This is a genomic window from Kaistia terrae (genome assembly GCF_026344005.1).
Taxonomy (GTDB): Bacteria; Pseudomonadota; Alphaproteobacteria; order Rhizobiales; family Kaistiaceae; genus Kaistia; species Kaistia terrae.
Map to the genome: position 1 here is coordinate 246977 of NZ_JAPKNH010000006.1, position 23926 is coordinate 270902.

Below are 23926 nucleotides of genomic sequence, written 5' to 3' on the forward strand. Positions count from 1 at the left end.
AGGGCGGCATCTTGGCATGCAACGCCGCAACGGGTTGCTGTCCCAGCAATGGCTGGTGGTTGGGCTGGCGGTTGGCAGCATCGCTGGGCCGGTGTATCCCCAACGCTCCTTTTCCATGCGTTGATTCGTGCAAATCAAGGGGATGATGCGTCATGACCAATGAGATCGAACTCGAAGCCCTCGATCTCGCGGCGCTCCTCTGCAGCCGCGTGTGCCACGACATCATTTCGCCGGTCGGCGCCATCAACAATGGCCTCGAAGTTCTCGACGAAGAGACCAGCGAAGAGATGAAGGCCTTTGCCTTCGACCTGATCCGCAAGAGCGCCCGCCAGGCGTCCGCCAAGCTGCAGTTCGCCCGCCTCGCTTTTGGCGCGGCGGGTTCCGCCGGCGCCGAGATCGACATCGGCGACGCGGAGAAGGTGGCGCGTGGCTACATGGATGGCGAGAAGGCCGAGTTTTCGTGGACAGCGCCGCGCGTGCTGATGCCGAAGAACCAGGTCAAGCTGATCCTCAACCTGGTGCTGATGGCGACGGCTGCCGTACCGCGCGGCGGTTCGATCAAGGTGACCATCGAGGGCGAACCGACGAAGCCCGACGTCACGTTCCATTGCACCGGCCCCAGCGCTCGTATCCCGGCCGCCTTCGCGACGCTGATCCCCGGCACCATCGTCGACGTCAACATCGATGCCCACGCCGTGCAGCCCTATTACGCCGGCCTGCTGGCGCGCAGCTGCGGCATGAAGGTCGCAGCCGTGCTCGAGGGCGCGGACGTCATCATCACGGCGCGCTACGCCGAGCCGGCGCCCGTCGTGGAAGAGACTCCGGTCGAAGCATCGGCGCCTGAGACGATGCTCGCCGACGCACCGGATACGGTTGTCGACGCCGCTGAGCCGGTCGCAGTCGCCGCCGTGGCGGACGAGACCACAAGCCAGGCCTGATCGCCTTCCGGACGCGCTCGTCGCGTCCCTGTCGAACCATAAGAAAACCGCGCGGATCGGCTGATCGGCGCGGTTTTTTGTTGTCCGGATTTTGCCGGCCACAGCGAAGTTCGGCCTGGAAATTCGCGCAAGAAAAAAGCCCCGCCGAGGCGGGGCTTTTCAAGTTTCAGCCGGGGGAGGGCCGGCTTATGCGCTTGCGCGCATCTGGGCTTCATCGGGCTCGCGCAGCACGTAGCCGCGGCCCCAGACGGTCTCGATGTAGTTGAGGCCCTGGGTCGCCGTCGCCAGCTTCTTGCGCAGCTTGCAGATGAAGACGTCGATGATCTTCAGTTCGGGCTCGTCCATGCCGCCATAGAGATGGTTCAGGAACATCTCCTTGGTCAGGGTCGTGCCCTTGCGGAGCGAAAGCAGCTCCAGCATCTGGTATTCCTTGCCCGTCAGATGCACGCGGCTGCCATGAACCTCGACCGTCTTGGTGTCGAGATTGACCGTCAACTCGCCGGTGATGATGACCGACTGGGCGTGGCCCTTCGAGCGGCGCACGATCGCATGGATGCGCGCAACGAGCTCGTCCTTGTGGAAGGGCTTGGTCATGTAGTCATCGGCGCCGAAGCCGAGGCCGCGCACCTTGTCCTCGATTCCGGCAAGACCGGAGAGGATCAGGATCGGCGTCTTCACCTTGGCGACGCGCAGCGACCGCAGAACCTCGTATCCCGACATGTCGGGCAGGTTCAGGTCGAGCAGAATGATGTCGTAATCGTAGAGCTTGCCGAGATCGACACCCTCTTCGCCGAGATCCGTCGTGTAGACGTTAAAATTCTCGGACTTGAGCATCAACTCGATGCTCTGCGCCGTGGCGCTGTCGTCCTCGATCAGCAGAACTCGCATACCAATCCCCTCAATTGCCTATCCTGGGCTTGGCGCTCCGGCCTCGAAAACCGGTGCTTGGAAAACGGCTCACCCCGATTCGAAGGCTAACACTTAATGGTTAACAAATTCTGATTCGTGCTCACAAGGGGTTCAGGCGAATTATTCGGAAATCGCCCAAGCTCTTTGAGATTCCGAACGAATTGGGTGTGGATTGTACCCAAACGTTCGAATGCACCAGATCCGGTAACCAATTGGTCGGACTCACGGAATTAGGATGAAGGCACCGCAGATGGGTTTACCCACCCTTAAGCCCTCATGCGCCATGATTAACGCGAGACGTAAACGAAAGGTTAGCGCGAGGTCGTCGGCTTAAGGTTTTGACAAGTTTGATGGCCGTTAACCACAGCGGCGACGGAAAACGTCCCGAGGCCGTCGGCATCGCAGCGCGTCTACGTCTCAGGGTTCAGGGAGTAATGAGTATGAAGTCGCGTGATGGAATCATTCGGCTAAAGCGGTTCCAGGCCGAAGAAAAGCGGCGCCAGGTCAACCAGATCCAGACCATGGTCGCCGAATTCGAGCGGATGGCGCGGGATCTCGAAGACCAGATCAATGTCGAGCAGGATCGCGCCGGCATTCGCGATACGTCGCATTTCGCCTATCCGACCTTTGCCAAGGCGGCGATGGCGCGGCGCGACAATCTTCGCGCTTCGGCACAGGAACTGGAGGCACAGCTCGCGGCGGCGCAGGCCGATCTCGACCTGGCGCTCAGCGATCTCAACAAGGCCGAGCAGATGGCGGCCCGCGATCAGGAGCGCAGCGCCGCTGTCGACCTTGCCGTGACCCGTCGTCCGGCTCGCACGGCCACGGGTGCCGAGCGTCGTTCCTGGTAGGGGTTAACGGCGATCCCCGTCGTTAACCTTCTGTAACCCTTCCGCTGCCGGTTTGGCTCAGGCGGTGGTTTTCGATTCGATCAACGCGACATGCGGGCCTGCCGTTCGGGGCAGGTGGCCGTCGAGGCGCGGATCGGTCGACACCTCGATGGCGAACTTGAACGGGGTGAAGCCGGATCGCCTGTAGAAGCGCAGGGCGGCCGGATGGTCGAACGAGCAGGTATGGAGCCAGACGCGCTCCGTATCGCCGTCCCAGGCGACGGCAAGCGCCGCGTTCATCAATTCGCGCGCTGCCCCCGTGCCGGTCGCCTCCGGCACCACGCCGAACATCGCAATCTCGACATTGGCCGGTCCGCCTTCGCCGCGATGCAGCTCGGCCAGGCCGATCGGCACGCCGTCCTGTTCGAGGAAATGAATCTCGGTCGTCGGCTTCGCCAGGAGGGCGCGCAGCTCGTCGTCCGACATCACCGCCCGCGAAAACCAAAGCCAGTCGGTGCCGATGCGCCGGTAGAGATCGCGATAGGCGTCGAGGTCCGGCTTTTCGACATGGCGCACCGTGCGGCCGCTGTCCGAGTCGGGCGCCGGGGCAGGGCGAGCGTTCATTTCCAGATAGGTGACGACATTGGCGATCCGGCCGGGCGGCAGGTCGGTGTAGCCGTCGAGGTCGAGCGCGATCGTTTCGCTCATTCGTGAAAATCCCGGTCGAGCAGATAGCGGGCGGCCGCGATCAGAGTCGGCCGAATATTTGCCCGCGCGGCAAAAACCAGCAGCAGGGCTTCGTTCTCGAGGAAATATTCGAGCACCGCGGTCAGGAACCCCGGATCGTTGGCCGCGTCGCGCAACGTTTCGGGACCGAGTCCGACCAGCGCCAGGAAGCGGCCCAGCTCTTCCGGCTCGGAAGCCAGGAAGGCCAGTCCCTCGATCGCCAGCCTTTCCGCGCCCTCGATATCGAGCTGCGGTTCTTTTTGCCGGACCATCATTTGCCTTTCCGAAACGAATCTTCGCTAAATTACAGATCGATACCATCTAGTGGACGCCGTCGACGGGATCGAGGGCTGCAAGAAGGGCCGAATGGCAAAGACCGTTCTCGTCGTGGAAGATAATGAGCTCAACATGAAGCTCTTTCACGACCTTCTCGAAGCGCATGGCTACAATATTATCCAGACCCGCAACGGTCTGGAAGCGCTGGATCTCGCCCGCACCCACCGTCCCGACCTGATCCTGATGGACATCCAGCTACCCGAGGTTTCGGGCCTGGAAGTGACGAAATGGATCAAGGAGGATGACGAGTTGCGCGCCATCCCGATCATCGCCGTCACCGCCTTCGCCATGAAGGGCGACGAGGAACGCATCCGCCAGGGCGGCTGCGAGGCCTATCTCTCGAAGCCGATCTCGATCGGCAAGTTCATCGAGACGGTCAAAACGTATCTCGGCGACGCCTGAGGCGTTCTTCGCCCTATTTTCCGACAAGCGCAGCCGCTGGATTTCCGCGGCCATAGCCGTGCGCGCCGTCGCGCTCCATATATTGCGGAGGGAGTGAGGTCCTGGTTTCCGACGACCCGTCATGCGTACCGACCCCACGCAAAAAGCCCTGCGGAGCGCTCGGTTTGCCGCATCATCCGGGTCTCGCGGGGCTGCCCGGTCGGAGGAGTGCGTGGAGCCCTCCGGGCGCTGTTCCGGCCGGGTTATCTCTGGCTCACAGGCATCCAGACAACAAAAAAGGCGCCGAAACGGCGCCTTTTTCGAAACTTCCGAAACCGATCTTACTTGATCTTGGCTTCGCGGAACTCGACGTGCTTGCGAACGACCGGGTCGTACTTCTTGGCCGAGTACTTCTCGGTCATCGTGCGCGAGTTCTTCTTCGTGACGTAGAAGAAGCCGGTGTCAGCAGAGCTCACGAGCTTGATCTTGATCGTGGTGGCCTTAGCCATGGTCAAACCTCAAAATTGTTGCGCGCAGCGTAGCAAGAAATGGCCCGGCGCCTTTGTGCGCGCACCCTACGGATTCAGGAATGAAAGTCAAGAAACCTTCTTGGAGACTCCCTTGGAAACTCCCTTGGGAAGTCGCGCCAGCCCCATGCGAATGACGAGCATGGCAAGATAGGCGGCGAAGAACAGGCCGATGCCGATGGCGAAGCCATGCGGATTCCACACATCCATCGCGATGCCGAGCGTGGCCGGGCCGAGAAGCCCGCCCAGCGAGTAGCAGAAAACGAAGGCGCCATTGGCGGCGGCAAGGTCCGAGCCGGTGAAGCGCGAGCCGAGATGGGCGAGGCCCACCGTGTAGAGCGAGCCGATGACGCCGCCCCAGATCGCCAGCGCGATCATCAGCGGCCAGAACGAGGCCGCCACCAGCGGCAGGATCGCCGCGCCAAGCAGGCCGAAGGCGGCGATGATCATCAACAGTTTCCGCCGGTCCATGCGGTCCGACAGCATGCCCATCGGCATCTGCAGCAGGATGTTGCCGACGGTGACGCCGATGCCGAGCAGGATGACGAGATCGCGCGTATGGCCGACTCGCTGGCCATAGATCGGCAGCAGCGAGAAGGCGCCGGTCTCGATCGTGCCGAAGAGCAGGGCGGCGCCGGTCGCGGCCGGCGCCAGGAACAGGAAGCGGCTGAAGGAGTGCTTTTCGCGGCGATCGAGCTTTGGCGCGACCTTGAGGCCGCAGAGTACCGGGATGATGCCGAGCGCCAGCACGCACGAGCCGAGAACGAAGGGGAACAGGCCCTGTGTTCCGGTTATCGACAGAATCACCGGCCCGAGCGCGAAGCCGCCGGAAAGCACCGAGGCATAGATGCCCATGATGATGCCGCGTCGCGCCGGGGGCGCGGCCGAACTGATCCAGAATTCCGACAGCACGAAGGTTGTGGTGACGGCGGCGCCGGCGACGAGTCGTAGCAGGAACCAGACCCAGAACGGCGAGAGATAGAAGAGCGGCAGCGTGGCGGCGAGCACGAGAATCGCCAGCGCCAGCAACTGGGCGGTGCCGGTTCGCGCCGCCAGCTTCGAGACAAACGGGGTGACGGCGATCGCGGCCAGGCCCCAGGTGGCGGTGTTGATGCCGATCCAGGTCGACGAGATGCCACGATCTTCCAGCGTCAGCGCCAGCAATGGCAGCGTGATGGAGAAGCCGAGGCCAACCGCCGCCACCGATCCGATCGCCGCGACGAGGCCTATCGTGCCGCCGCCGTCGGTCCGTCGCTCGGTTGCCATCATCATGTATTCGCCTCGGGTACTGAAATGCAGCGCTGTGTCATGAAAGGACGGCGCCGTTCTAGACGCTGCGCCCGCCGGGGTCGAGAGGGGCAGGCCGGTTGGGGCCGGGTCGGATTGGTCATCGGGCAGCGATCATCTGCGTGGGTCTCACTCTTCACCTCTCCCCGAGGGAGATCTTCGCGCAACATCCTTGAAACGCGAGGCCTTGGTTCACTCAGGCGTCATCCCAGCGGAGGCCGGGATCCAGACACCCGGATTGCGGAGAAAAAGCTGCCCCCAGCCTGCCTTGCCCGCTTCGAGGTTGTGCAAGCCTCTCCGCGCCGGAAAGGTTGGGACGACATCATCCTCAACATGCTGAGGAGGCCCGAAGGGCTGCTTCGAGGCCCGTTCTATGGTGTGGATCGGATCAGGATGCGGCCAGAGTTTGTCCGAAACCGGGTCTAGCCGGATTCGGGTCGCCAGGCTTGCGGCGCCTGGTCGTCGGCGTCGCCCTCGGGATCGAAGCCGTGCATGTAGAGCGCCCATTGCAGGCCGACGATGGCGCCCTTGATCGGACGTAGCAGGCCGAGCGTCAGGACTGCCGTCAGCGGCAGCCACATCGCCAGATGCGTCGTATTGGAGAGATGCCAGCTCATTTCGACGATCAGCATCAGCGGCACGACGATGTGGGCGACGATGGTGATGGTGAAATAGGGCGGGGCGTCATCGGCGCGCTGGTGCGACAGGTCTTCGCCGCAGGAATCGCAGGCATCGGCCACCGCCAGATAGCCGTTGAACATCCGGCCCTTGCCACAGGCCGGGCAGCGGCACAGGAAACCGCGCGACATCGCCTGCCACAACGAACGTTTCGGACGCATGGTCGCTTCCGAACTGCTGATCCACTCGTTCATCGCGTTCTCCTCGACGCGGCTAATATCGCGCCTGCGGGCCGTGATACAAGCCGACGCGGCAATCAACCGCGTCCGAGAACGCCACCGCATCGATGCGGAGTCAGAGGGGATCTCGTGGGGTTGCCGTGTTCTCCAGGTGGCATCGGGTCGGGGGACGTGTAAAAGACGCGACGAACCGGCCTGTCCGTCTTGTCGCCCGGGGCTGAATTCAATATAGGGGTCGCTTCAATGAATGAGCTCAAAGCCAGTCCCGCCGCAGTGTTCGCGCATCGCCACCTGCTAGGCATTGAAGGTCTCCAGGCCGAGGAGATCACAGCCCTTCTCGATCTCGCCGAAGAGGCTGTCGAAGTCAGCCGACAGGTTGAAAAAAAGAAGGCCGTCCTGCGCGGCCGCACCCAGATCAACCTGTTCTTCGAATCCTCGACGCGGACGCAATCCTCGTTCGAACTCGCGGGAAAACGCCTCGGCGCCGATGTCATGAACATGTCGGTCGCGTCCTCTTCGGTGAAGAAGGGCGAGACGCTGATCGACACCGCGATCACGCTGAACGCGATGAACCCCGACATTCTGGTCGTGCGCCATCACGCCGCCGGCGCGGTGCACCTTCTGGCGCAGAAGGTCGGCTGTTCCGTCATCAATGCCGGCGACGGCGCGCATGAGCACCCGACCCAGGCGCTGCTCGATGCGCTGACGATCCGCCGTCACAAGGGGCCGATCCACGACCTGACCGTGGCGATCTGCGGCGACATCCTGCATTCGCGCGTCGCCCGCTCCAACATCATGCTCCTGAACGCGCTCGGCGCGCGGGTGCGCTGCATCGGGCCTTCGACGCTGCTGCCCAAGGGCCTCGACCGTCTCGGCGTCGAGATCTTTACCGACATGCGCGCCGGTCTGACGGACGCCGACATCGTCATGATGCTGCGTTTGCAGCGCGAGCGGATGGATGGCTCTTTCGTGCCGTCGGTGCGCGAGTATTTCCACTTCTTTGGCCTCGATGCCGAGAAGCTCTCCTTTGCCAAGCCCGGCGCGCTCGTCATGCACCCGGGTCCGATGAACCGGGGCGTCGAGATCGACTCGGCCATCGCCGACGGGCCGCAAAGCCTGATCCGCGAACAGGTCGAGATGGGCGTCGCGGTCCGCATGGCGGTGCTCGAAGCACTCGCCCAGAACCTTCCGAACGGATGAGGGCGAGATGAACCCGGATCGCCTCAAGAATAATGAACGCCCGCTGGTCCTGACCAATGCGCGCGTCATCGACCCATCGCGCAAGCTTGATGCACGCGGCACGGTGATCATCGCCGATGGCGTGATCGTCGCGGCCGGTCCCGAAGCCGACTCGGCTGCATTCCCCGAAGGCGCCGAGATCGTCGATTGCCGTGGCGCGGCGGTCATGCCCGGCCTGATCGACATGCGCGTCTTCATCGGCGAACCCGGCGGCGAGCATCGCGAGACCTTTGCTTCGGCCGGCCAGTCGGCGGCCGCTGGCGGCGTTACCACCGTCATCATGATGCCCGACACCGACCCGGTGATCGACGATGTGGCGCTGGTTGATTTCATCGCCCGCCGCACGCGCGATACGGCGCTGGTCAACGTCATGCCGATGGCTGCCATCACCAAGGGCCTCAAGGGCCGCGAGATGACGGAATTCGGCCTGCTGCGGGAGGCCGGCGCGGTCGGCTTTACCGATGGCCGCCATTCGATCACCAATGCGCTCGTGCTGCGCCGGGCGCTGACCTATGCGCGCGATTTCGGCGCGCTGATCATGCACCACCCGGCCGATCCGGATCTGACCGGCTCGGGCGTGATGAACGAAGGCGAGACGGCGACCCGGCTTGGCCTTTCCGGCATCCCGAAGGAAGCCGAGATCATCATGCTGGAGCGCGATATCCGCCTCGCGGCGCTGACGCGCGGCCGCTATCACGCGGCGCAGATCTCCTGCGCGGAATCGCTCGACATCATCCGCCGCGCCAAGAAGGCGGGCCTTGCTGTCTCCTGCGGCGTCTCGGCCACACATCTGGCGCTGAACGAGCTCGATATCGGGCCGTATCGCACCTTCTTCCGCCTGTCGCCGCCGCTTCGTTCCGAAGACGACCGTCAGGCGATGATCGAAGGCATTGCCGATGGCTCGATCGACGTCATCGTTTCCAGCCACGATCCGCAGGACGTCGACACCAAGCGCCATCCCTTCGCCGAAGCGGCGGACGGCGCGGTCGGTCTGGAAACGCTGCTCGCAGCCTCGCTTCGCCTCGTCAACAATGGCGATGTCGACCTGCTGACGGTGGCGCGCGCCTTGTCGACGCGGCCTGCCGAACTGCTCGGCCTGCCGGGTGGAAAACTGACGGCGGGAGCGCCTGCCGACATCATCCTGGTCGATCCGGCGATGCCCTGGATCTGCGACGGCGAGAGGCTGCGCTCGCGTTCCAAGAACACGCCGTTTGAAGGCGCGCGCTTCGAGGGCCGCGTGCTTCGGACAGTCGTTGCAGGCCGGACCGTCTACGCCTACGCTAGCGACTAGTCTTTCTTTTCGCGGTGCCGGGATTTCCCAGGCGCCGCGTCATTTCGTGAGTTCGGGGGAACTGCCATGCCACAGCCCGTCGGCTGGGACCTTACCGCGTCGCTCGTCGTGGCGGCGCTGGTGCTTGGCTATCTTCTCGGCTCGATCCCGTTCGGGCTGATCCTGACCCGCTTCGCCGGCCTCGGCGACATCCGCTCGATCGGCTCCGGCAATATCGGCGCGACCAACGTTCTGCGCACCGGCAACAAGAAGCTAGCTGCGGCAACCCTGATCGGCGACGCGCTGAAGGGCACTGTCGCCGTGCTCATCGCCGGCCATTTCTGGGGGCCGGAAGCGGCTATCCTTGCCGGCTTCGGCGCGTTTATCGGCCACATCTTTTCCATCTGGCTCGGCTTCAAGGGCGGCAAGGGCGTCGCGACCTATCTCGGTGTGCTGATCGGCCTTGCCTGGCCGATCGCGCTGCTGTTCGCCGCCGTCTGGATCGCGATTGCCTATCTCACCCGCTATTCCTCATTGGCAGCGCTGGTCGCCAGTCTCATCGTGCCGGTGGTTCTGCTGGCGATGGGAGATATCCAGAAGGGACTGCTGTTCGCGCTGCTGGCGTTGATTCTCTTCATCAAGCACCGCGCGAATATCGGACGCCTGCTCGGCGGCACCGAAAGCCGCATCGGCCAGAAGAGCTGATATGGCACGCGGGGAAAGCAGTTCTCCCCGCGACTTACTGAATGACGACGAGCGTATCGCCTGGCTCCGGCTGATCCGCAGCGAGAATGTCGGCCCCGTCACGTTTCGCGAACTGATCCGCCATTTTGGCTCGGCCACCGCCGCCATCCAAGGCTTGCCTGAACTCGCCGCCCGTAGCGGCCGGCGCGTCTCCGTCGCCAGTCGGGCCGATGCCGAACGCGAGTTGGCGCAGCTGGCAAAGCTCGGCGGACGCTTCCTGGCGATTGGCGAACCCGACTACCCCGCCTGGCTCCGGGCGATCGACGCCGCGCCGCCTCTGATTTCGATACGGGGCAGCGTCGACGTGCTGGCCCGGCCGATGATCGCCATTGTCGGCGCGCGCAACGCTTCGGTGGTCGGGTGCCGGATGGCGCAGAAGCTGGCCCGCGATCTCGGCGATTCCGGCTTTGTCATTGTCTCCGGCCTGGCGCGCGGCATAGATGCGGCGGCGCATGACGCGGCGCTCGATGGCGGTACGGTTGCCGTGTTTGCCGGAGGGCTCGACCGGCTGTATCCGCCCGAAAATGCCGCGCTCGCGGATCGCATCCTCGACGCCGGTGGCGCGCATGTCTCCGAAATGCCGCTGGGCTGGGAGCCGCGAGCGCGCGATTTTCCCCGCCGCAACCGGCTGGTGTCCGGAATGGCGTCCGGCACGGTCATCGTCGAGGCGGCGCAGCGATCCGGCTCGCTGATCACGGCCAGGCTCGCGGGCGAACAGGGCAGGGCGGTGTTCGCCGTGCCGGGATCGCCGCTCGATCCGCGCGCCGCTGGCGCGAATGCGCTGATCAAGCAGGGCGCGCATCTCGTCACCGAGGCTGCTGACGTCGTCGAGATCGTGGCGCCGATGATCGGCCGCGCCTTCGCGCCGCAGTCCGACTGGCTCGATAGCGGTGTGGAGGGCGGCATGGCGGAGCATGGTTTCGACGGGCCGGCGTTTCTCGACGGCACGGATGGAAAGGATGGAGCGGAAGACGGCCTGCCGGGCGACCCCGCCTCGACGCCGGCGGAGAAATGGGGACACGCGTTAGTTGCTGGGGATGGCGAGCATCGCAACCCGGATCTGGAGCCGTCTCCCGACGATCGTCAGCTCTTGATCGAGGCGCTCGGACCGGCGCCGACGGAAATCGACACCCTGATTCGCTTTACCAGGCTGCCGGCGGCGCTGGTGCATGTGCTGCTGCTGGAGCTCGATCTCGCCGGCCGGATCGAACGGCACGCCGGCCAGCGCGTTTCGCTGGTCGAATAGGCATTCTCAGCGTCGGGCTACCGCGGCGAATGGGCGGCGGAGACGATCCTGGCAATCCGCGCTCAGCCGAATTGGCGCAGGCGCTGGCTTTCCTTGCGGGCTTCCTCCTCGGCGATGGCGAGCAGATAGGACAGGAACTCCAGCCCCACGCCGGCGGACAGGCCGCGCAGCTCCTTCACCATGTCGGCGATGTAGACGGCTTGCTCGTGCCGCCGAATGGCTTCGGCGTGGCTTTCGGTCCCGCCATTGTTGGAATCGTCCAGATGCCGTCCCATATCCGTACCCCCGGTTGACACGAGTCGAACCATGATCCTCTTTTAATTGCAAATGCAACTTTATACAACCCAGTGGTGCGGGCGTGTTTGGTGTGGCCCCCTTCATTGACAGGCAGGGTGCTTTCCGGGATTGTCCAGCCCGAATGCGCCTGCTTCCGTGGGCCGGCGGGTATTCCGCCTTGTTCCAATTTTCGTCGGCGCGGGTTTTCGTGGCTCGTCCGGCCTTTTCGTAAATGGCATTGATGAATCTCGTCATCGTGGAATCGCCCGCAAAGGCGAAAACGATCAACAAATACCTAGGCTCCGACTATCACGTCGTGGCGTCCTACGGCCATGTCCGCGACCTGCCGTCGAAGGACGGCTCGGTGCTGCCGGACGAGGACTTCGCCATGAGCTGGGAGGCGGACCCGAAGTCCGCCAAGCGCCTGGTCGACATGGCCGCCGCCGCCAAGGCCGCCGACCGCATCATTCTCGCAACCGATCCGGATCGCGAAGGCGAGGCCATTTCCTGGCACGTCCTTGAGGTCCTGAAGCAGAAGCGGGCGATCAAGGACAAGCCGGTCGAGCGCGTGGTGTTCAACGCGATCACCAAGCAGGCCGTCCTCGAGGCGATGAAAAACCCGCGCCCGATCGACGTGGCCCTGGTCGACGCCTATCTGGCGCGCCGGGCGCTCGATTATCTGGTCGGCTTCACGCTGTCGCCGGTTCTGTGGCGCAAGCTGCCGGGCGCCCGCTCGGCAGGCCGCGTCCAGTCGGTGGCGCTGCGTCTCGTCTGCGACCGCGAAAACGAGATCGAGATCTTCCGCCCCCGCGAATACTGGTCGCTGCTGGCCACGCTCGCGACGCCGCGTGGCGACGAGTTCGAAGCGCGCCTGGTCGGCGCTGACGGCAAGAAAATCAGCCGCCTCGACGTCGGCACCGCCGAGGAGGCCGAGGCCTTCCGCGCTGCCCTCGATGCCGGCCGCTACACGATTGCCGACATTGAATCGAAGCCGGCCAAGCGCCATCCCTTCGCACCGTTCACCACCTCGACGCTGCAGCAGGAAGCGAGCCGCAAGCTCGGCTTCGCGCCGAACCGCACCATGCAGCTGGCGCAGCGCCTCTATGAGGGCGTCGAGCTTGGCGGCGAGACGGTCGGTCTCATTACCTATATGCGTACCGACGGCGTCGACATGGCGCCGGAGGCGGTGGCTGCCGTTCGCGACGTCATCGGCGCCGATTTCTCGGCCAAGCACCTGCCGGCAGCGCCTCGTCGCTATCAGACCAAGGTCAAGAACGCCCAGGAAGCGCACGAGGCGATCCGCCCGACCGACCCGCAGCGCCGTCCGCGCGATGTCGCGCGTTATGTCGATGCCGATCAGGCGCGTCTCTATGAGCTGATCTGGAAGCGCACCGTCGCCAGCCAGATGGAATCGGCCGAGATGCAGCGCACCAGCGTCGACATTCTCGTCGATGCCGGCGGTCGCAAGATCGATCTGCGCGCCTCGGGTCAGGTCATGACCTTCGACGGCTTCCTGGCTCTCTATAATGAGAGCAAGGACGAAGAAGGCGACGAGGACGAAGGCCGCCTGCCGCGCATGGAAAAGGGCGAAAGCCTGACCAAGAAGGCGATCGCCGCCACCCAGCATTTCACCGAGCCGCCGCCGCGCTATAGCGAAGCAACGCTGGTGAAGCGCATGGAAGAGCTCGGCATCGGCCGTCCCTCGACCTATGCCGCGACGCTGACCGTGCTGCGCGACCGTGAATATGTGCGGATCGACAAGAAGCGCCTCGTCCCCGAGGACAAGGGCCGCCTGGTCACGGCGTTCCTGCAGAGCTTCTTTGCCCGCTACGTCGAATATGATTTCACCGCCGATCTGGAAGAGAAGCTCGACCAGATCTCGGCCGGCGAAATCGCCTGGAAGGATGTGCTGCGCGAATTCTGGCAGCGCTTCTCCGCCGATGTCGGCGAGACCAAGGAACTGCGCGTCACCCAGGTTCTGGATGCGCTGAACGATCTGCTCGGGCCGCACATCTTCCCGGCCCGCGCCGATGGCGGCGATCCGCGTGCCTGCCCGTCCTGCGGCGCCGGCAAGCTTTCGCTGAAGCTCGGCAAGTTCGGCGCCTTTATCGGCTGCTCGAATTATCCCGAATGCCGCTTTACCCGCCAGCTCGTCGCTTCCGGCGACGATGCGACACCGGGCGAAAATGGCGAGAACGGTTCGGCGCTTGGCGCGGATGGTTCGAAGGTGCTGGGCAAGGACCCTGTCTCCGGCCTCGACGTCACTCTGCGCACCGGCCGTTTCGGTCCCTACGTCCAGCTCGGCGAGCCGGAAGGCAAGGAGAAGCCGAAGCGCTCCAGCCTGCCGAAGGGCTGGGAGGCGGCGAGCCTCGATCTCGAAAAGGCGTTGGCGCTGTTGTCGCTGCCGCGCGAAGTCGGCATCCATCCCGAGGATGGCAAGCCGATCCAGGCGGGCATCGGCCGCTATGGGCCGTTCATCCTGCATGACGGCAAATACGCCAATCTCGACAGCGTCGACGAAGTGTTCGTCGTCGGCATCAATCGCGCCGTCTCGGTCATCGCCGAGAAGGCTGCGCGCGGCGGACGTCCGGCGCGTGCCGGAGCCGAGCCCTTGAAGACGCTGGGTGATCACCCGACATTAGGGGGACCGATCACCGTTCACGCCGGCAAGTATGGTCCTTATGTGAAGCATGGTGCCGTCAACGCCACGCTGCCGAAGGCGCTGCCGCCGGAAACCGTTTCGCTCGACGAAGCCGTCGCCCTGATCGCCGAAAAGGCGGGCAAGACCCCGGTCAAGAAGACACGCGCGGCGGCCAAGCCGAAGGCTGCCGCAGCAAAGAAGCCAGCGGCCAAAAAGGCGCCAGCCAAGAAGGCAGCCGCCAAGGCGGCTGATGGCGACGACGTGTCGGAAGACGCGCCGGTGAAAAAGGCGCCCGCGAAAAAGGCGGCTGCCAAAACGACGGCGGTCAAAAAGCCGGCAGCCAAAAAGACCGCTGCCAAGAAGGCCGAAACCGAGGCCGACGCCGAATAGGCTGTCGCCCCGTTCCGCGATATCGAGGCCGGCTGTTGCCAGAATGGACACAGCCGGCCATTCTCATTTCTTCCCATGGGTGAGGTAGGGCCTCCAATCCGGCCGCCCCCCATTTCCAAACTGGACATTATTTACTTGGCCAAGAAGCCAGAAACTCCCCCCAAAGCCGCCAAGGTACGGACGCCCGGCGCGAGATCCGCGACGCGTTCCGCGGCCTTCGCCAAGGCCTCCGGCAAGCCGGTCGCCCCCGTCGCCCCGCCCGCCAACGGCATGCCGTCGCGCGAGGCGATCCTCGCTTATATCGCCGAGCATCCCGGCAAGGCGACCAAGCGCGAAATCTCGAAGCATTTCGGCATTTCCGGCGGCGCCCGCATCGCGCTGAAGCGCACGCTCAAGGAATTGAGCGAGGATGGCCTCGTCGAGAAGAACCGCAAGAAGCTGTCGCGTCCGGGCGATATTCCGCCCGTCACCGTTCTGCTGATCACCGAGCGCGACGAGCATGGCGAATTCGTCGCCCAGCCGGCGCTCTGGGATACCGATCACGGCCCCGCGCCGCGCATCCTGATCCGGCTGAGCCGCGGCAAGCCGCTGGTACCGGCCCCCGGCATCGGCGACCGCGTGCTGTCGCATGTCGATGCCGCCGATCTCGAAGAGACCGGCTTCGCCCATGTCGGCCGCCTGATCAAGGTGCTCGAAAAGCGGGCTGCGTCTATTCTCGGCGTCATCCGCATCACGCCCGGCGGCGCGCGCGTCCTGCCGGTCGATCGCAAGCAGAAGGAAGCCGAAGTCGAGGCCGAAGACCTGAACGGCGCCAAGAATGGCGATCTCGTTTCGGTCGAGGCCAAGCGGATGTCGCGCTTCGGCCTGCCGCGCGTTCGCGTCGTCGAGATCATCGGCGACATGTCGAGCGAGAAGGCGGTCTCGATGATCGCCATTCACGCGCATGACATTCCCTACATCTTCCCGCCGCAGGTGCTGGAAGACGCCGAGAAGGCCAAGCCCGCCAAGCTTTCCGGCGGCCGCGAGGATTGGCGTCAGGTTCCGCTCGTCACCATCGATCCGGTCGATGCCAAGGATCACGACGATGCGGTCTATGCCGAGCCGGATACCGATCCGGAAAATCCCGGCGGCTTCCTCGTCACCGTCGCCATCGCCGACGTCGCCTGGTATGTGCGGCCGAATTCGGCGCTCGACCGCGAGGCGCTGAAGCGCGGCAATTCGGTCTATTTCCCCGACCGCGTCGTGCCGATGCTGCCGGAGCGCATCTCGAACGATCTCTGCTCGCTGCGCGAGGGCGAGGATCGTCCGGCCCTGGCCGTGAAGATGCAGTTCTCGGCCGAGGGCAAGAAGAAGTTCCATTGGTTCCACCGCATCATGATGCGGTCGGCGGCCAAGCTCTCCTACCAGCAGGCGCAGGCGGCGATCGACGGTCGCCCCGACGACAAGTCCGGCCCGTTGCTGGAGCCGATCCTGAAGCCGCTCTGGGCGGCCTATGCCGTCATGAAGCGCGGCCGCGACAACCGCGAGCCGCTCGATCTCGACCTGCCGGAACGCAAGGTCGTCGTCGGCGCGGATGGCGGAATCGACAAGATCATCATTCCCGAACGCCTCGACGCCCACAAGCTGATCGAGGAGTTCATGATCCAGGCGAACGTCGCCGCGGCGGAAACGCTGGAGCGCAAGGGTTCGCCGCTCGTCTATCGCGTGCATGACCAGCCCTCGCTGGCCAAGCTCGAATCGCTGCGCGAGTTCCTCGCCACGATCGAGATGAACCTGCCGAAGAGCGGTAATCTGCGCCCAAGCAACTTCAACACGATCCTCGATCGGGTGAAGAACGGTGAGCACGCCGCGCTCGTCAACGAGGTGGTGCTGCGCTCGCAGAGCCAGGCGATCTACAGCCCGGACAATATCGGCCACTTCGGCCTCAATCTGCGCCGCTATGCCCACTTCACCTCGCCGATCCGCCGCTATGCCGATCTGATCGTCCATCGTGCCCTGGTGCGCTCGCTCGAAATGGGCGAGGGCGGTCTCCAGGACGGCATGGACAAGGATCTGGCCGCGATCGCCGAAGAGATCTCGACGGCCGAACGCCGAGCGATGGCTGCCGAGCGCGAGACGATTGATCGTCTCGTCGCGCATTGGCTGGCGGACCGCATCGGCGCGCAGTTCCAGGGCCGGATCGCCGGCGTCACCCGCGCCGGACTGTTCGTCAAGCTGGCCGAGACGGGCGCCGATGGCTTCGTGCCGATCGGCTCGATCGGCTCGGACTACTACCAGTTCGACGAAGCGCGTCAGGCCGTCATCGGCTCGCGCGATGGCGAGATGTTCCGCCTCGGCGACAATGTCGACGTCAAGCTTGTCGAAGTGGCGCCGGTCGCCGGTGCGCTGCGCTTCGAGCTTATGTCGGACGGCAAGACGCTGCCCAAGCATGAGCGCAAGGTTGCCGGCGGGGATTATCGTCCGCATGGCGGGCGTCCCATGGGCGGTCGACCGACGGGCGGCCCGTTCAAGGGCCGGCCGGGTGCCAAGCGGCGCTAAGCCTCAAGGAGAAAAGCGGAGATCCTGTCGCTGCGAATGAAGGCGACAGGACTTTGGGAAATCTCCTATCGTAGAGGCAAGACACCGGCGCCTTTTGTCCCTATTAACCTTGGCGGGCCATAAGGGACGCTGGCCAAGGACGGGGCAGGAGACGCATGGTTTCGCCGGATTATGAGACGCACGAAGTCATCAACCAGGTCGCGCACCGCGTTGGAGCGAACCTATATGCGTCCGACCCGGTGCTGGCGGCCCTTGTCGAGGGCTTGCCCCGACCGGTCGTAGACGGCCTGGCGGCGCATGGCGCGCAGTGGGGATCGACCGAAATGGCCGATCTGGCCCGGCTCGCCAACGCGGTGCCGCCGGTCCTGAAAACCCATGACGCGGCCGGGCGCCGCGCCGATACGGTCGAATTCCATCCCGCCTATCACGCCCTCATGCGGCGCAGCGTGGACGCCGGCCTGCAGGCGTCGATCTGGGATGCCAGCGGCGACGAGGCCAGCGTTCGCGCCGTGGCCCGTGCCGCCCGCATCTACATGACGGCGCAGGTCGAGGCCGGCCATGTCGGCGCCATGTCGGTGACGAGCGCCAGCGTGGCGGCTCTCGCCCACGCGCCAAAGCTCGCCGAAACCTGGCTGCCGATGATTCGCTCGCGCCGCTACGATTCGCGCGTCATTCCCGCCGCCCAGAAGGGCGGGGCGCTGTTCGCCTTCGCCACTACCGAAAAGCAGGGCGGTTCCGACCTGCGCGCCAGCTCGACACGGGCGGAGGCGTCGGGTGACGGCAGCTATCGCATTGTCGGCCACAAATGGTTCGTCTCGTCGCCGATGAGCGACGCGTTGCTGGTGCTGGCGCAGACGCTGGAGGGGCTTTCGCTCTTCCTGGTGCCGCGCTTCCTGCCGGACGGCAAGCGCAACCCGATCCGCCTGACCCGCCTCAAGGACAAGCTCGGCACGCGCTCCAACGCGGTCGCCGAGATCGATTTCCCGGGTACGACGGGGTACCTCGTCGGCGAGGCCGGGCGTGGCGTTTCGACCATCAACGAAACGGTGACGCTGACCCGCGTCGACAGCGCGCTGACGTCTGCCGGCATTGCCCGCGCCGCGCTTTCGGAAGCCGTGCACAATGCCCGCCATCGCAAGGCCTTTGGCGCGCCGCTGATCGACCAGCCGCTGATGACCCGCGTCCTGGCCGACATGGCGCTCGACGTCACGGCGTCGGCGGCGCTCGCGTTCCGGCTGGCCGAAGCGGTCGACCGCTCGCATGACGACCCGCTCGAGGCCGCCTTTGCCCGGCTGATGACGCCGGTGGTCAAGTACTGGATCACCAAGGTGACGCCGGCTGTCGTCGCCGAGGCGATCGAATGCGTCGGCGGCAATGGCTATGTCGAGGAAAGCCACCTGGCGCGGCTGTATCGCGACTCGCTCGCGCCGGCGCTGGCAGATGGCTCCGGCAACGTGCTCTGCCTCGACGTGCTGCGCATCCTGCGCCGCTCATCCGATTCGCTCGAAGCGGTGCTGCGGGTGATCGAGGATGGTCTGGGCCAGTCCGCCCGCTCGACGCTCAACGTGCTGCGCGCCGCGACGGCGGTGTCGCTGGCCGACGAGGGTTCGGCGCGCATCCTGGTCGAACAGCTGGCGATGACGGTGGCCGCCGCTGCCATGCGTCGCCACTTCCCGGCTGTGATCGCCGATGCGTTCCTGGAATCGCGTCTCGGCAAGCCCTGGCGCTCGACCTACGGCATGCTCGACGCGCGCTTTGATGCGCGCGCCTTCGTCGATTACATCTGCCCGAAGGGCTGATCCTCATCACGCGCGTCTGCAAGGTCGCGCGTGATCTTCTGCATGCGGTCGAGCGCGCCCTGCAGGATGAAGGCGGCCGCCATCTTGTCGACCAGCTCGCCGCGCCGCTTGCGGCTGGTATCGGCCTCCAGCAGCGTCCGCGTCACCGCGACCGTCGATAGCCGCTCATCCCAGAACGACACCGAGATATCGATCTTCGGCAGCAGGTTGCGCACGAAGGCGCGCGTCGCCTGGGCGCGCGGGCCTTCCGATCCATCCATGTTGAGCGGCAGGCCGATGACGATGCCCGCCACTTCGCGCTGGCCGATGATCTTGATCAGCGCCTCGACATCCTGGGTGAATTTCACCCGGTTGATCAGCACCAGCGGCGAGGCGATGCGCCGACCGAGATCCGAAATCGCCACCCCGATCGTCTTGGTGCCGAGATCGAGGCCGATCACGGCCGCCGCCGGCTTGAGAGCCTGCTGCAGTTCGGCCAGATCCAGGATGGTGCCGGGCATATCCGCGCCTTCAGATGTAGATGACGGCGACGAAGCCGAGGATGACGACGAGGGTGCCGACAATCATCACGGTGGAAAAATGCCGGTCGATCATGGCGCGGGCCTGCGGGCCGAAGGCGTAGAACAGGCCGGCCACCAGGAGGAAACGCAGACCCCGCGTGATGATGCAGGCGATGATGAAGGTCCAGAGGTTCAGATGGGCGACGCCCGAGGCGATCGTCACCAGCTTGAACGGGATCGGCGTCAGCCCCTTGGCGACGATGATCCAGCCGCCCCATTCGTCGAAGCGAAGCTGGAAGGTGTTGAAGGCTTCCTGCAGCTTGTAGAAGGCGATGACCGGCTGGCCGATCGCCTCATAAAGCCCGGCGCCGATGGCATAGCCGGCCAGACCGCCAAGCACCGAGGCGACCGTGCAGACGAGGGCTGCGATCCAGGCGCGATCGCGCCGCGCCAGCACGATGGCGGCCAGGATCGGATCGGGCGGTATCGGGAAGAACGAAGCCTCGGCGAAGGACACGGCCGCCAGCAGCCAGAGCGCATGCGGCCCGGCCGACAGTTCCATGACCCTGTCGAAGAGCCGCTTCATCAGTCCACGGCGGGCATTGGTCGGCGCGCTTGCTTCCATGTCCGTCAAAATTCCTCTGGTCGGTTATCCCGCCCTTATCGGGGATCGCGCCGCGCGCGGCAAGCAAGGTGCTTCCTGACGCGGCAAGATTGCGCGGCGTCGGGGCTGTTTAATCCATCTCCGACCGCCATATTGGGTCTGAAATTCGACAGAAGCATGGATCGCAAAACATGAAGCTCACCTGGCTCGGCCATTCCGCCTTTCGCGTCGAGATCGATGGCGCCGTCATCCTGATCGACCCGTTCTTCACCGGGAACCCCAGCTTTCCCGGCAATGCCGATGCCTGGAAACGCGGCGTCACGCACATCCTACTGACGCATGGCCATGGCGATCACCTCGGCGACACGGTCGCGATTGCGAAGGAGACGGGCGCCAAAGTGGTGGCCGATGCCGATCTCGCCGATTATCTCGCCCACAAGGGCGTTGCCAAGGTCGACCCGATGAATTCGGGCGGGACCACCGACCAGGGCGCGTTCCGTGTCTCGATGACGGTGGCGCACCATTCTTCCGCCACGCTGGACGAGAATGGCGTCTCGCATTCGCTCGGCCATCCGCATGGCCTGGTCATCGCCGCGCCGGGCGAGAAGACGCTCTATCACGCCGGCGATACCGACATTTTTTCCGACATGGCGCTGATCGACGAGATCTACCAGCCGAAGATCGGAATCCTGCCGATCGGCGATCGCTTCACCATGGGCGGCAAGGTGGCGGCGCTGGCGGCTCGGCGCTTCTTCCATTTCGACACGGTGATTCCCTGCCACTACGGCACGTTCGGCCTGCTCGACTCAACGGCGGACAAATTTGTCGAGGGCATGAAGGGCGCCGAGACGCAGGTTCTGGTGGCCGGAATCGGTGAGACGCTGACGCTCTGAAGACGGGATCGGTTTGGAAAAGCCAGCCTTCTTCACCTCTCCCTGAGGGAGAGGTCGACGGCCGCAGGCCGGCGGGTGAGGGTTTACGGCCTCACCGGATGGTTCCCTAAACCCTCACCCGGAGCTGCGCTCCGACCTCTCCCTCAGGGAGAGGTGAGAAGCACTGGCCCAGGCCACCTCGGCATAGCCGCGGGAAGAAGAAGACAAAAGAAAAGGCCGGCGAAAACGCCGGCCTTTTGTATCGTTTGACGGTCAACCGGAGAGCCGGCCGCCGGATCTACTGGCGATACTGTTGAATCCGCGTCGTCCGAAGCCCGGCAAGGCCGTGCTGGTCGATCGATTGCTGCCAGGAGATGAACTCCTCGACGGTCAGCGTATAACGCTGACACGCCTCTTCAAGGCTGAGCAGGCCCCCCCGCACCGCCGCGACAACTTCTGCCTTACGGCGGATAACCCAACGTTTCGTGTCCCGCGGCGGCAAATCTGCGATCGTAAGCGGACTACCGTCCGGTCCGATGACATATTTGACGCGCGGACGCATTTGATCGGTCATTCTACTCTCACACACTCAACCTGACCTTGTCGAAAGCGAGAATACGACGTGGGCTTTAAAAATTGACTAAGCCCTCGGCAACAATTCGGTAAGGTTTGCAAGGGCCTGCGGAGCGTGTGATCGGCAGGGATGCACCCTGCGTCAGGATGGGGCCGGTCGCGAATATCCGCCATTTCCGTGGCCTTGGCGGGGTGCGAGAGCGCGCTTGCGCCTTGAAGATGACGCGATCGCCGCTATAGTCCGGCCGTTAACGCGGCTCTGCCGCCTCATGCGTTTCTGCCGCATTTCAGAAATAAATCGCGCGGCATTCCGGCAAGGCCTACCACCATGCTCAACAGTCTCGAACTTCCCGGCCGCCCTGAAGACACGCGCATCGTCGTCGCGATGTCCGGCGGGGTCGATTCCTCGGTTGTGGCGGGACTGCTGAAACGCGAGGGCTATGACGTCGTCGGCATGACGCTGCAGCTCTACGATCATGGCGAGGCGACGCACCGCAAGGGCGCCTGTTGCGCTGGCCAGGATATTCACGACGCCCGCCGCGTCGCGGAAAAGCTCGATATCCCGCATTACGTGCTCGATTACGAAGAGCGTTTTCGCAAGTCGGTGATCGACCGTTTTGCCGAAAGCTACATCGCCGGCGAAACACCGATTCCCTGCGTCTCGTGCAACCAGACGGTCAAGTTCTCCGACCTCTTGACGACGGCGCGCGAACTGGGCGCTGCTGCGCTTGCCACCGGCCATTATGTCCGGAGCCGTTTGCAGGCGAATGGCCATCGCGCCATGTTCCGCCCGGCCGATCTCGACCGCGACCAGAGCTATTTCCTGTTCGCGACGACGCCGGAGCAGCTCGATTTCATCCGCTTCCCGCTCGGCCATCTGACCAAGCCGGAGACGCGCGAAATCGCCCGCGAACTCGGCCTGGAAATCGCCGACAAGCATGACAGCCAGGACATCTGCTTCGTGCCGAACGGAAGATATTCCGACGTCATCGAGCGTCTGAAGCCGGGTGCGGCCGAAGGCGGCGATATCGTGCATATCGACGGCCATGTGCTCGGCCGGCATGAAGGCATCATTCATTACACGGTCGGCCAGCGGCGCGGCCTCGGCATCGCATCCGCCGATCCGCTCTATGTCATCCATCTCGATGCCTCGCGCGGTCGCGTCATCGTCGGCCCGCGCGAGGCGCTCGCCGCCCGCCGGCTGGTGCTGCGCAACGTCAACTGGCTGGGCGACGCGCCGCTGGAAGCGATCGGGCCGGAGGGCATGGAAATCTACGCCCGCGTGCGCTCGACGCGTCCGCCGCAGCGGGCCGAGATCGTCCACAGGGACGGCGAGACGCTGATCTCGCTGCTCGACGGAGAAACCGGGGTCGCCCCCGGTCAGGCCTGCGTGTTCTACGCGGGCGAAGGGGAGGGGGCGCGGGTTCTCGGCGGTGGCTGGATCGCCCGCGCCGAACGCAACGCCGAGGCGGAACTGGCACTCCGCCGTTTGATCGTGCCGGAAGCCGTCGCAGCAGCTTGAGGGAGAAACATGCCGGAATTCTTTGAAGACGTCGCGCGCAAGTGGAAATCATTTGCGAGCAAGCGTCGGTCGTCGCATCGCATCGATGAAAACGCTGTCCGCGACACCTATGCCCGCTGGGCGCCGATCTATGATCGGGTGTTCGGCTATGTCTTCGACTCCGGCCGTCGCGCCGCCGTCAGCTTCATCAACGAGCTTCCCTCCGGCCGCATTCTCGAATGTGGCGTCGGCACCGGCATCTCGCTCCCACACTATAGCCGCGAACACCGCATCACCGGCATCGACCTGTCGCCCGAAATGCTCGACATCGCGCGCGAGCGCGTGATCTCCGGCAAGCTCGACCATGTCGAAGGGCTGGAAGTCGCCGACGCCGGCGATCTTCAGATGGCGGACAAGAGTTTTGACACGTCGGTCGCCATGTTCGTGCTGACGGTCGTGCCCGACCCCAAGGCCGTGATGGCGGAGCTGGCCCGGGTTACGCGTCCGGGCGGCGCTGTCGTGCTGGTCAGCCATTTTCCCGAGCAGAAGGGCTGGCGCGGCTGGATGGGCGAGAAGCTGGCGCCGCTGTCGGCGTCGCTCGGCTGGCACATGGATTTCGACATCGGCCGCATTCTGGGCCGTTCGGACCTGCGCCTGATCGACCGTCGCCGGGTCGGTCCGATCGGGTTTTTCACACTGCTTGTGTTTGAACGTGTTTGAAGTGCTGTCGATGCTTGACAGGCCTCGGCCCGGCTCCCTATAAGCGGGCCATTCCAGCCGGCGCAAGCGCCGGTCCTGGGGCGGAGTAGCTCAGCTGGTTAGAGCAGCGGAATCATAATCCGCGTGTCGGGGGTTCAAGTCCCTCCTCCGCTACCAACATCCCTCCTCACACGTTCGCCGGCGTTCAGCTCTATATAGAAAGCCTTGAAAAGGCTTGGCTCT

General features: G+C 64.6%; 23 protein-coding genes and 1 tRNA gene. 14 read left to right on the plus strand and 10 right to left on the minus strand.

The genetic code is table 11. From position 1 onward, the window contains the following. Nucleotides 1–152 precede the first annotated feature (152 nt). The gene (gene chpT / locus OSH12_RS18055) at nt 153–938 is read left to right on the plus strand and encodes a histidine phosphotransferase ChpT (protein WP_266344984.1); all 786 of its coding nucleotides are present in this window, start codon (nt 153–155) and stop codon (nt 936–938) included. Nucleotides 939–1124: 186 nt separating this feature from the next. Here chpT and ctrA read toward each other — a convergent pair whose 3' ends face one another. Beyond that, nucleotides 1125–1826, minus strand: a complete 702-nt coding sequence (gene ctrA, locus OSH12_RS18060) for a response regulator transcription factor CtrA (RefSeq protein ID WP_266344985.1) — start codon at nt 1824–1826, stop codon at nt 1125–1127. Nucleotides 1827–2287: 461 nt separating this feature from the next. On the opposite strand from ctrA, the gene OSH12_RS18065 reads away from it, so the two are divergent. Further along, nucleotides 2288–2698: a flagellar export protein FliJ gene (locus OSH12_RS18065; RefSeq protein ID WP_266344986.1), complete on the plus strand. Its 411-nt coding sequence runs from the start codon at nt 2288–2290 to the stop codon at nt 2696–2698. 57 nt (nt 2699–2755) lie between these two features. Here the strand turns inward: OSH12_RS18065 and OSH12_RS18070 are convergent, their stop codons facing one another. After that, on the minus strand, nt 2756–3385 hold the full coding sequence (locus tag OSH12_RS18070) for a GNAT family N-acetyltransferase (protein WP_266344987.1): 630 nt from the start codon (nt 3383–3385) through the stop codon (nt 2756–2758). Further along, nucleotides 3382–3675 carry a DUF3572 domain-containing protein gene (locus tag OSH12_RS18075; RefSeq protein WP_266345055.1) on the minus strand — a complete coding sequence of 98 codons (294 nt, stop codon included), beginning with the start codon at nt 3673–3675 and terminating at the stop codon, nt 3382–3384. The genes OSH12_RS18070 and OSH12_RS18075 overlap by 4 nt, the downstream gene beginning before the upstream one ends. Nucleotides 3676–3769: 94 nt before the next feature. Between OSH12_RS18075 and OSH12_RS18080 the strand changes: the two genes are divergently transcribed. Next, nucleotides 3770–4141, plus strand: a complete 372-nt coding sequence (locus OSH12_RS18080) for a response regulator (RefSeq protein WP_266344988.1) — start codon at nt 3770–3772, stop codon at nt 4139–4141. Between the two features lie 320 nt (nt 4142–4461). On the opposite strand, the gene rpmG is transcribed toward OSH12_RS18080, so the two are convergent. From rpmG to OSH12_RS18095, 3 genes are all read right to left on the minus strand, one after another. Continuing rightward, nucleotides 4462–4629, minus strand: a complete 168-nt coding sequence (gene rpmG, locus OSH12_RS18085; protein WP_266344989.1) for a 50S ribosomal protein L33 — start codon at nt 4627–4629, stop codon at nt 4462–4464. Nucleotides 4630–4716: 87 nt separating this feature from the next. Beyond that, entirely contained in the window at nt 4717–5919 is a 1203-nt protein-coding gene (locus OSH12_RS18090; protein WP_266344990.1) for an MFS transporter, read from the minus strand. A 437-nt stretch (nt 5920–6356) separates the two neighbouring features. After that, nucleotides 6357–6806 carry a DUF983 domain-containing protein gene (locus tag OSH12_RS18095; RefSeq protein ID WP_266344991.1) on the minus strand — a complete coding sequence of 150 codons (450 nt, stop codon included), beginning with the start codon at nt 6804–6806 and terminating at the stop codon, nt 6357–6359. Nucleotides 6807–7034: 228 nt separating this feature from the next. Between OSH12_RS18095 and OSH12_RS18100 the strand changes: the two genes are divergently transcribed. From OSH12_RS18100 to dprA, 4 genes are all read left to right on the plus strand, one after another. Continuing rightward, entirely contained in the window at nt 7035–7991 is a 957-nt protein-coding gene (locus OSH12_RS18100) for an aspartate carbamoyltransferase catalytic subunit (RefSeq protein ID WP_266344992.1), read from the plus strand. Between the two features lie 7 nt (nt 7992–7998). Then, a complete protein-coding gene (locus OSH12_RS18105) occupies nt 7999–9321 on the plus strand; it encodes a dihydroorotase (protein WP_266344993.1) in 1323 nt (440 codons plus the stop codon). A gap of 66 nt (nt 9322–9387) precedes the next feature. Then, nucleotides 9388–10005, plus strand: coding sequence for a glycerol-3-phosphate 1-O-acyltransferase PlsY (plsY, locus tag OSH12_RS18110; RefSeq protein WP_266344994.1), 618 nt, complete (start codon nt 9388–9390; stop codon nt 10003–10005). A 1-nt stretch (nt 10006) separates the two neighbouring features. Further along, the gene (dprA, locus tag OSH12_RS18115) at nt 10007–11290 is read left to right on the plus strand and encodes a DNA-processing protein DprA (RefSeq protein ID WP_266344995.1); all 1284 of its coding nucleotides are present in this window, start codon (nt 10007–10009) and stop codon (nt 11288–11290) included. 62 nt (nt 11291–11352) lie between these two features. On the opposite strand, the gene OSH12_RS18120 is transcribed toward dprA, so the two are convergent. Beyond that, a complete protein-coding gene (locus tag OSH12_RS18120) occupies nt 11353–11565 on the minus strand; it encodes a hypothetical protein (protein WP_266344996.1) in 213 nt (70 codons plus the stop codon). Between the two features lie 242 nt (nt 11566–11807). Between OSH12_RS18120 and topA the strand changes: the two genes are divergently transcribed. The 3 genes from topA (at nt 11808) to OSH12_RS18135 (ending at nt 18934) form a co-directional block, all read left to right on the plus strand. Next, entirely contained in the window at nt 11808–14597 is a 2790-nt protein-coding gene (gene topA, locus OSH12_RS18125) for a type I DNA topoisomerase (protein WP_266345056.1), read from the plus strand. A gap of 135 nt (nt 14598–14732) precedes the next feature. Further along, nucleotides 14733–17135: a ribonuclease R gene (rnr, locus tag OSH12_RS18130; protein WP_266344997.1), complete on the plus strand. Its 2403-nt coding sequence runs from the start codon at nt 14733–14735 to the stop codon at nt 17133–17135. 155 nt (nt 17136–17290) lie between these two features. Beyond that, nucleotides 17291–18934, plus strand: coding sequence for an acyl-CoA dehydrogenase family protein (locus OSH12_RS18135; RefSeq protein ID WP_266344998.1), 1644 nt, complete (start codon nt 17291–17293; stop codon nt 18932–18934). Here the strand turns inward: OSH12_RS18135 and ruvX are convergent. Both ruvX and OSH12_RS18145 read right to left on the minus strand, forming a co-directional pair. Then, on the minus strand, nt 18913–19434 hold the full coding sequence (gene ruvX / locus OSH12_RS18140) for a Holliday junction resolvase RuvX (RefSeq protein WP_266344999.1): 522 nt from the start codon (nt 19432–19434) through the stop codon (nt 18913–18915). The genes OSH12_RS18135 and ruvX overlap by 22 nt on opposite strands. 10 nt (nt 19435–19444) lie before the next feature. Further along, nucleotides 19445–20059 (minus strand): YqaA family protein, encoded by a 615-nt coding sequence (locus tag OSH12_RS18145; protein ID WP_266345000.1) that lies wholly within the window; start codon nt 20057–20059, stop codon nt 19445–19447. A 170-nt stretch (nt 20060–20229) separates the two neighbouring features. Here OSH12_RS18145 and OSH12_RS18150 point away from each other — a divergent pair, with 170 nt between their 5' ends. Then, nucleotides 20230–20931 (plus strand): metal-dependent hydrolase, encoded by a 702-nt coding sequence (locus OSH12_RS18150; RefSeq protein ID WP_266345002.1) that lies wholly within the window; start codon nt 20230–20232, stop codon nt 20929–20931. A 277-nt stretch (nt 20932–21208) separates the two neighbouring features. On the opposite strand, the gene sciP is transcribed toward OSH12_RS18150, so the two are convergent. After that, nucleotides 21209–21484 carry a CtrA inhibitor SciP gene (gene sciP, locus OSH12_RS18155; RefSeq protein WP_026303994.1) on the minus strand — a complete coding sequence of 92 codons (276 nt, stop codon included), beginning with the start codon at nt 21482–21484 and terminating at the stop codon, nt 21209–21211. 327 nt (nt 21485–21811) lie between these two features. On the opposite strand from sciP, the gene mnmA reads away from it, so the two are divergent. The 3 genes from mnmA (at nt 21812) to OSH12_RS18170 (ending at nt 23860) form a co-directional block, all read left to right on the plus strand. After that, the gene (gene mnmA, locus OSH12_RS18160) at nt 21812–23005 is read left to right on the plus strand and encodes a tRNA 2-thiouridine(34) synthase MnmA (RefSeq protein ID WP_266345003.1); all 1194 of its coding nucleotides are present in this window, start codon (nt 21812–21814) and stop codon (nt 23003–23005) included. 9 nt (nt 23006–23014) lie between these two features. Continuing rightward, on the plus strand, nt 23015–23704 hold the full coding sequence (locus OSH12_RS18165) for a class I SAM-dependent methyltransferase (protein ID WP_266345004.1): 690 nt from the start codon (nt 23015–23017) through the stop codon (nt 23702–23704). A 79-nt stretch (nt 23705–23783) separates the two neighbouring features. Further along, nucleotides 23784–23860, plus strand: a tRNA-Met gene (locus OSH12_RS18170). Nucleotides 23861–23926 lie beyond the last annotated feature (66 nt).